This is a genomic window from Sphingomonas oligophenolica (assembly GCF_006438955.1).
GTDB lineage: Bacteria > Pseudomonadota > Alphaproteobacteria > Sphingomonadales > Sphingomonadaceae > Sphingomonas > Sphingomonas oligophenolica_A.
On record NZ_RCZK01000031.1, the window covers coordinates 1 to 7,391 of the forward strand.

Annotated in this window: 9 protein-coding genes; 6 read left to right on the forward strand and 3 right to left on the reverse strand. The window is 59.7% G+C overall.

What is annotated here, in order from left to right; translation table 11 throughout:
• On the forward strand, positions 1–235 hold a 235-nt coding region (locus tag EAH84_RS15415), incomplete at its 5' end, for a DDE-type integrase/transposase/recombinase (protein ID WP_140872860.1).
• A 425-nt stretch (positions 236–660) separates the two neighbouring features.
• Here the strand turns inward: EAH84_RS15415 and EAH84_RS15420 are convergent.
• A complete protein-coding gene (locus EAH84_RS15420) occupies positions 661–2,238 on the reverse strand; it encodes a TonB-dependent receptor (protein WP_140872861.1) in 1,578 nt (525 codons plus the stop codon).
• Between the two features lie 191 nt (positions 2,239–2,429).
• Here EAH84_RS15420 and EAH84_RS15425 point away from each other — a divergent pair, with 191 nt between their 5' ends.
• The 4 genes from EAH84_RS15425 (at position 2,430) to EAH84_RS15435 (ending at position 4,699) form a co-directional block, all read left to right on the forward strand.
• Positions 2,430–3,146 (forward strand): IS6 family transposase, encoded by a 717-nt coding sequence (locus EAH84_RS15425; RefSeq protein ID WP_140872862.1) that lies wholly within the window; start codon positions 2,430–2,432, stop codon positions 3,144–3,146.
• 81 nt (positions 3,147–3,227) lie between these two features.
• The gene (locus EAH84_RS16005; protein ID WP_161978429.1) at positions 3,228–3,596 is read left to right on the forward strand and encodes a winged helix domain-containing protein; all 369 of its coding nucleotides are present in this window, start codon (positions 3,228–3,230) and stop codon (positions 3,594–3,596) included.
• Entirely contained in the window at positions 3,593–3,832 is a 240-nt protein-coding gene (locus tag EAH84_RS16010; protein ID WP_161978430.1) for a transcriptional coactivator p15/PC4 family protein, read from the forward strand. The genes EAH84_RS16005 and EAH84_RS16010 overlap by 4 nt, the downstream gene beginning before the upstream one ends.
• 459 nt (positions 3,833–4,291) lie before the next feature.
• Positions 4,292–4,699, forward strand: coding sequence for a hypothetical protein (locus tag EAH84_RS15435; RefSeq protein ID WP_140872864.1), 408 nt, complete (start codon positions 4,292–4,294; stop codon positions 4,697–4,699).
• Here EAH84_RS15435 and EAH84_RS15440 read toward each other — a convergent pair.
• Positions 4,664–5,305: a class I SAM-dependent methyltransferase gene (locus EAH84_RS15440; protein ID WP_140872865.1), complete on the reverse strand. Its 642-nt coding sequence runs from the start codon at positions 5,303–5,305 to the stop codon at positions 4,664–4,666. The two genes, EAH84_RS15435 and EAH84_RS15440, sit on opposite strands and share 36 nt — an antisense overlap.
• 1,311 nt (positions 5,306–6,616) lie before the next feature.
• On the opposite strand from EAH84_RS15440, the gene EAH84_RS15445 reads away from it, so the two are divergent.
• Positions 6,617–7,138: a hypothetical protein gene (locus tag EAH84_RS15445; protein ID WP_140872866.1), complete on the forward strand. Its 522-nt coding sequence runs from the start codon at positions 6,617–6,619 to the stop codon at positions 7,136–7,138.
• A 19-nt stretch (positions 7,139–7,157) separates the two neighbouring features.
• Here the strand turns inward: EAH84_RS15445 and EAH84_RS15450 are convergent.
• The coding region (locus tag EAH84_RS15450; protein WP_140867210.1) for an integrase core domain-containing protein at positions 7,158–7,391 on the reverse strand (234 nt) is incomplete at its 5' end.

Here is a 7,391-nt window from a genome sequence, read left to right on the forward strand (position 1 = left end):
TAAGCAGGAGATCGGACGTTGGGCCAACAATCGGGTCGAGAACAGCCATCTGCCGTTCCGACGACGGGAGCGGGCGATGGTCAGATTCCGGCAGATGAAGTCGCTACAAAAATTCGCCAGCGTCCATGCCAATGTCCACAATCACTTCGATCTCCAGCGCCATCTCGTCGACCGCCAGACCTACAAGGAACGCCGCTCGGCCGCGCTGGCCGAGTGGCAGGCACTCGCCGGCTGAGTTATGACCCCAAAGCCCGAACTGCATCGTGTGGAGACGAGTTCGCATTAGACTGACAGCACCCTGGCGGCGGACGAGGCAGGCCACCGGCAGTGTTTAATCGGTTCGGTCGGCATCGGGCAGATAGCTCAGCTAGCGCAGTTAGCTCACCGCAGCGGATCGGCGAGATACCCATCCCATTAGCTGTTCGAACCGGACGGACGCTCAGCATCCCCGCCTTCAAAGTCTTGCACGGTTTTGGAAATGACCAGCTGGCAGCGTCCGCGCGGGCACTGTCAAAGCAACGGGGCAGCCATTTGCCTATCTGGTTAGCCGTGCGATCTGGCCATCCAATTGTTCGTTTCGTTCTTGTCTAGTTCGCTCTTCGTTCTTGCTCTTCTCACGGTCCATCAAACGCTATTTGGCCAAAACTAACCAGATTCTGGTTAGTTTGACAGTACCGTTTCGGGATCATAGGACTGGGGCGGCGTTAGATAATCGTTGAAACCGCCAGCTTTGAAACCGCGATCATAGGAGCCGTAGACCATTGCATTGGGCGACAGGCGGGTGTCGAGGGCAAGTCGCCAGGTCATCTTGCTGAATGTCTTCTGAGCACGCTCAGCAGGAACCGATGACTTAGCGCCAGAGAAGGTTTCCAGCGTCTCACCAATTTCGAACTTTCGACGTTCGGTGGTGAAGCGCAGCCCGGTCGAGAGATTGGTCGCTGGCAGGACCTCGACGGTGGTCTGACCGTAGATGGCGATCGAGTCCGTTTTCTGCTGCGAGGAAACATAGATGTTGTTGAGGCCGTCCGGAGCCGGCCCAAAAGCTCCAAGCGTGGTGATCACCAGCGGATCGGATTTGCCGTCGGCATGAAAAAGGTAAAGGCCCGTGGACCATTTGAGACCACCCACGCCAGTTGAATTCAGCTGCAACTCTTGAGTGAGCTGAGCGTGCTTTTCGAAGATCTGAAGGTTGAGAACTGAATTGGGGTCTCGGGTGAGGCCGCCATCGAAGTTCACGAATACGTTGGAAGCGCGATAGGCACTTGTGCTGATAAGCTCCGCACTGCCGAACCTGTGTTTGATTTGAAGGCTGATGCCCCCTTGGTTCAATCGTCCGTCAGGGTCGAAGATGCCGTTCAGCCCTTGCAGATCCCCGGTATAGGGAGTGTCGCCGGGTGGCTTCGTGCCCGGGGCGGGGACGTATGCCTGGCGAAAGGTCTGGTGCTGGTAATCGACGCTCAGCCGCACCGACGTGTCTGCCGACGGGGTCCACAGCCATTTGCTCCGTACGGAAAGGTCCACGGTCTTGTTGACCTCGTTACCGGTAAAGAGATTGGTCCCGAATCCCTTCCCCTGGTCCTGGAAGTGCACGGCAAGATCGCCTGCAAGCGTGCTCGCTACCCCGCCGGTCAGGTAGAGATCTGCCACCGCGGTCCGGTAGCTGCCGTAGCCGGCAGTGATGGAACCTGCTGGTTGCTGGGAGGGATCCTTTGTCGTTATCTGGATTAGACCGCCGGTCGCATTGCGTCCGAACAGGGTACCTTGCGGGCCTTTCAACACCTCGATCTGCTCGACATTGTTGAGGGTTATGATCGAGCCGATCATCGCGCCGTAGTACACACCGTCCACATACAGCGCGACCGGGCTTTCGACGCCAGGTCCCGTGGCGGTCGTGCCTATACCGCGCAGAAACGGCTGGCCGTAGGCAGCCTGCGTACCGAACTGCAGGCCCGGCGTGACGATCGAGAGGTCCATCGTTGAGTTGACCCCTGACGTCGCCAGCTGATTTGCGTTGAAGGCGCTGACCGCAATCGGAACGTCGCTCAGTCGCTCGCTGCGACGCTGGGCCGTCACGATTATCTCGTCCTCATCCGCCTTGACGGCGTCCACTCCAGTTGAGGTCAGCCCAGAAGCGATGGTCTGGGCCCACGCAGGGGAAGCGCCCATCCACGTCACGGTGGCAAGTGAGATAACGAGAAGTCGCGATGTTTTGAATTTTTGCTGCGTGCCCCCACACATACGCGGCCCCTTCTGAATAGGGTCTAGACGGCCTACAGTAAGTAGCGCCGATGAGGCGCTGTCAAACCAAATGACATCCGCGCACTCATCGCCGACCTGCCTACTACGGCTATCGTCGCGTCCACGCCCTGCTGCGGGCTCTGTCAGAGCAAGTGCACCGATCTTTAGGAACTGCCGAATAGCGAGCGGAGATGCCCCGCCCCCGCAAGCCCGCTAGCCCGTTTCGCTACTTCAACTCGTCGCCCGAGGTCATCCGCCTGGTGGTGATGATGTACGTTCGCTTCCCTCTGTCGTTGCGCAACGTCGAGGACCTCCTGTTCGAACGCGGCATCGATATCTGTCACGAGACCGTGCGGCATTGGTGGAACAGGTTCGGCCCGATGTTCGCCGGTGATATCCGCCGGCAGCGGGTCTCGCGGATGCGCGGGTTCCGCCACTGGCGGTGGCATCTCGACGAGATGTACGTGAAGCTGAACGGCGAGATGGTCTACCTCTGGCGTGCGGTCGATCAGGAAGGCGAGATCCTCGAAAGCTACATCACCAAAACGCGCGACAAGGAAGCGGCACTGCGCTTCATGAAAAAGACGCTGAAGCGTCACGGCTCGCCTGAAGCGATCACCACCGACGGCCTACGCTCCTACCGCGCTGCGATGAAAGAGCTGGGGAATGCTGACAAGCAGGAGGTGGGACGCTGGGCCAATAACAGGTGCGAGAACAGCCACCTGTCGTTCCGACGACGCGAGCGAGCGATGCTCAGGTTCCGACGAATGAAGTCGCTACAGAAGTTCGCCTCCGTCCACGCCAACGTCCACAATCACTTCAATCTCGAACGCCATCTCGTTGATCGCCAGACCTTCAAGGAACGCCGCTCGGCCGCACTGGCCGAGTGGCAACTCCTTGCCAGCTAGGCGGCTGCCCTCAAAGACCGGACTCCATCGTGGAGAGACGAGTTCGCTTTAGACTGACAGCACCATAGCGGAGTAGGAGAGATGCCCCCCAAGGCCGGTGCAACGGCCAAGGGGAGCGATATCGCGAGAAAGGGAATAACCGCGACGAGACGAGCTTACCCGGCCAGCACGGGAGCCCGCAAGCCACATTTTCTCTACGCAAGCGGACCCGGCGGCGTCATCGTCGTGCGCGGGCAGGTCGCGCGGACGCTTCGCGAATTGGTAAAGGCCGGGTCGCTGGGTCTTACCTCCCTCGAATGCGGAACATGGGCCTATCGGCTCGCGGCCTATGTTCACGAGCTGCGCCGCGACCACGACTTAATCGTGGAGACGGTTCGCGAGGATCACGAGGGCGGGTGGCACGGTCGCTACGTCCTCCGTTCGCCCGTGCGGCTGGAGGCGAACCAATGACCGGCCCCGCGTTGTTCGAACGCGCCAAGCCGGGTGGGCGGATCGTAGTCGCCAAGGTTGCCGAATATAACGGGAGCCGCTTTCTCGATATCCGCGAATGGGTAGCGGGGGAGGGTGAACCGACCGCCACCCGCAAGGGCGTCACGATCCCGCTGGAGGCGATGCGACCGCTTGGCGAGGCGCTGATAGCGGGCGCGGGCGGAATGCCGCCGGGTGGGGCATTGCCAGCCGCATAGCGGCGGCGACACGATCCCGAAATTAGGTCGGGCGCGGTTGTTCGCTGCCGTGCCCGACCGTTTTAAAAACCTGCGGAATACCCAGGCACATGACCTCCAAATCACGCATTGTTAAGCGCGGAAAAGCGAGGATTTCTAAATCTGGCACGCCGGTTGCTACGCGCGCACGAATACACGCTCGCAATCCTAGTGGGCACGTCCTCCCGCCTCCGCACAAGATCCCCGCGCGCAATCGCGCCGACCGTGTGAGCCACGCGCTATCGCTGCGGCAGGTGGAATTGCTGTTCGGCGCGGCGGCGCATGCGTGGGCAATCGGGCTTCCCCTCAATCGGCATGTCACGCTCCACCTGGAGGCGGCGGGCGTCGCGGACGAACACGCGGCGCGGATCATCGGGGACATGCTGATAAACATGGCGCGATTGGGTTTGCTATCACGGGGGCGGATTTGCGGCGCTGTGGGTGCGAGAGACGGGCGCGGGCAAAGGATCACACGTCCACGTCGCGGTTTACGTCCCTGAGGCGCTGGCACGGCCTTTCTGGCTCATGGTGGCGCGGTGGCGGCGGCGGAACGGTTTGCGCGCGCCGCCGGGCAAGCGGGCTCAATTCACGCGGCGCATTGGAGGCTTCGCCGATACCGCCACGAGTGCCGCCGACTGGTACGCGGTCAACCTCGATGCGCTGGTCAGCTATCTGGCGAAAAGTGCCGAACCGCTCCCCGCCGCCGCCGCGCTTGTGCATCGCGCGTTGGAGCCGGGTGGATCGATCGTGGGCAAGCGGTGTGGGACGACGAACAACATCGGGCGGGCGGCGTGGGCGCTCGGGAACGATGGATCAGCGCAAGCCGTATGTTTGCAGCATCTCGCGTAGCCGTGCTTCGGGCGTGGGCGATTTAGTCGCAACCGCCCAAAGGTCAAATTGCGATGGACGCCGCGCGATAATAACTGACGCAAAACCGGCTTCTTGGATTCTATTTTGCAACGTAACGCGCGTAAATGCTGTCCGGTGGGCCATATAATGCCGACCCCGCGCAATATCTGCTCCGAAACCGTATATCACATCAAGCGGTGAGATTGGCCCGGCAGTTGAAACATAAAGTGGTTCATCTAGTCTGCCTTCTACGATGACAGAGGCGATAGATTCTATGTCAGGACACGTAATGGCCGCAAAGCCATCGTTATTTAAAACTCTGTGAAACTCCTTCAGGGTCTGGACGACTTGGAAGGTTTCAACATGCTCTATGTTATGTGATGAATAAATGGCATCGACGCTGGCATCCGCCACTGCGCCCATGTCGGTAATGGTACCGATTATATCCGGAGAGACATTTGGGTCGAGATCGAAACGAACCTCCTCCCACGTTCCGTCTCGAAATCCGGGGGTCATCTGAGCGATGGTAAGATGGCCGCAACCCACGTGGAGAACCCGCTTCTGGGAAACTGCCGTGGGTGGGGATCGTTCGGTCGTGTCGCTCATCAAACTGGGCGGCCTTTAAAGAAAAACATAAGCGCGGCAATGCGTAGGCGCGGCGGTGAAATCAAGTGCCGGGCTCGGATACGCGGCCAATCTCGACGCGCTGGTCAGCTATCTAACCAAGGGTGCCGAACCGGCTCCCGCCGCCGCCGCGCTTGTGCATCGCGCGTTGGAGCCGGGTGGATGCATCGTGGGCAAACGGTGTTCAACGACCAACAACGTCGGGCGAGCCGCGTGGGCATCCGGGAACGATGGATCACCGCAAGCCGTGCGGTTGGAGCATCTCGCGTAAGGGCGTCCCGTACGAACGGTGCACGGCTCGGGTTAGTGAACAACGGCACTTACAAAGGGCGAGCGAATTGGTAAAGTCTGGACATGAAGCGGGCTTCTTTTCTCGGCACAATCCTTCTTGCGGCGTGTTCCCCGCAGACTTCAACATACACCTTGTATCGATCGTCAGCGACTGAGGGACCTCCGATGCGACTGCATGTCGGGACTTTCGATTCTACGGATGGCGAAGCATACAATCGCGAAAACTGCCTTTTGGCGTCGCAACTATTTCAGCAGCAGAAAGGCGTCACCGTCCGCTTTTGGTGCGAGCCCGGCCGATACCGCCCGTAGTACAAACCGGGATTTGTTCAGCCACGCAGCCTTCACTTGCACTTCCCCTGCGACACGTACACGGCATTTAGGAAACCAACAGTTTCGGTAGCCGCGCTATCAGGTGAGATACGGACCGACAGCCCGCGACCGGGGGCATCTATAACTCTAAAAATGTTCGGAGTTCCGATAATCTGAATTGCGAAAGTATCGCATCCAGTTTTGTCGCAACGGCTATATTTCAGCCGACCGAGATCGACTTGCGACACTATGTCGACCGGGTAGGATTTGCACCCGCCTATTTGACACAGCTGCTCTTCCGACCAAGCACATTTCAGAACGGGTGGGGCGCTCACGGCCGGGACCGCCAAAAACGCTACGACGCTCAATCCAACCATCCTCTTCATCACCGAGGCGTAGCGCATTCGGCTCGCAAGCGCAGATTTTTTCACCTGGAGAAGAACTATGTCGCAACTCTTCGTTGCTCCGTACGTCGCGGTCCCCGACGCCGACGGCAGCCTCATTCTCCGTGGAAACGTTACATTACACGCCAGCAGCACCAACAGGCGCGCAGATATGTTGGGCGACTAATAAATAAGAGTGGGTAATTCACTGTTTTAATTAGCAAGTGGGCGTGCCGCCAAGTCCTCGAATTTCGCCAAAACATACAAAGTATGCTATAGATCTAGGAAAATGTGTCGATGGGACGAAGGCGTGGGCGGCTATAATTCTGGACGGTGGGGCGGACGACCGACGGTAGACCAAAGCCATTCAGTCGACCTGCCGCTGATGTTTCGACGCGGCTGGATCAAGGACCATCACGGGAGCGGCGGCACCCTCACCTGGTCGCGCGGCAGCGAACAATGCGGGTCTATCGGTTACACCTACATGCTACTGGACGACCACGATCCGACACTGACGCTGAACTTCACGCGCACGCCTAATGGGCGCGAGCCGGAAACGATCAAGCAGGTGATCCAGTTGGCCGCGACGAAACCGGAATACGGCGGGCGGCGATGGTGGATGATTTGCCCTGCCAACGGCATGCGCGTCGCTACGCTCCACCTGCCCCCCGGCGGAGACCGGTTCGCCAGCCGGAAAGCATGGCGGCTGGGATATCATTCGCAACGCATAGCCGGTCGCGACCGCCCATTCGAGGCGCTGTTCAAGCTGCAAAAGAAGCTCGGTTGCTCAGAGGTGGCTCCGGTCGTCTGCACAGGCTCGCGGCTTGGATAAGTGGATCGCCGCTGGTTGATCATGCCGCTGCGAGAAGCGGCTGGTCGAAGTATATCTGGTCGGGCGTGCGGCCGCCAAGAGCTGAGTGCGGCCGGATGCCATTATAAAATGCGAAGTATCGGCCGATGCCGGCGCGGGCCTCGGGGACCGATGCGTAGGCGTGCAGATATACCTCCTCGTATTTCACCGAGCGCCAAAGGCGCTCAACGAACACGTTGTCGCGCCAGCAGCCCTTGCCGTCCATACTGATGGC

Excerpts from the sequence above, each read along its gene's own strand:
- EAH84_RS15420 (WP_140872861.1), bottom strand. The coding sequence starts at position 2,238 with ATGTGTGGGGGCACGCAGCAAAAATTCAAAACATCGCGACTTCTCGTT.
- EAH84_RS15425 (WP_140872862.1), top strand. The coding sequence starts at position 2,430 with ATGCCCCGCCCCCGCAAGCCCGCTAGCCCGTTTCGCTACTTCAACTCG.
- EAH84_RS16005 (WP_161978429.1), top strand. The coding sequence starts at position 3,228 with ATGCCCCCCAAGGCCGGTGCAACGGCCAAGGGGAGCGATATCGCGAGA.
- EAH84_RS16010 (WP_161978430.1), top strand. The coding sequence starts at position 3,593 with ATGACCGGCCCCGCGTTGTTCGAACGCGCCAAGCCGGGTGGGCGGATC.
- EAH84_RS15440 (WP_140872865.1), bottom strand. The coding sequence starts at position 5,305 with ATGAGCGACACGACCGAACGATCCCCACCCACGGCAGTTTCCCAGAAG.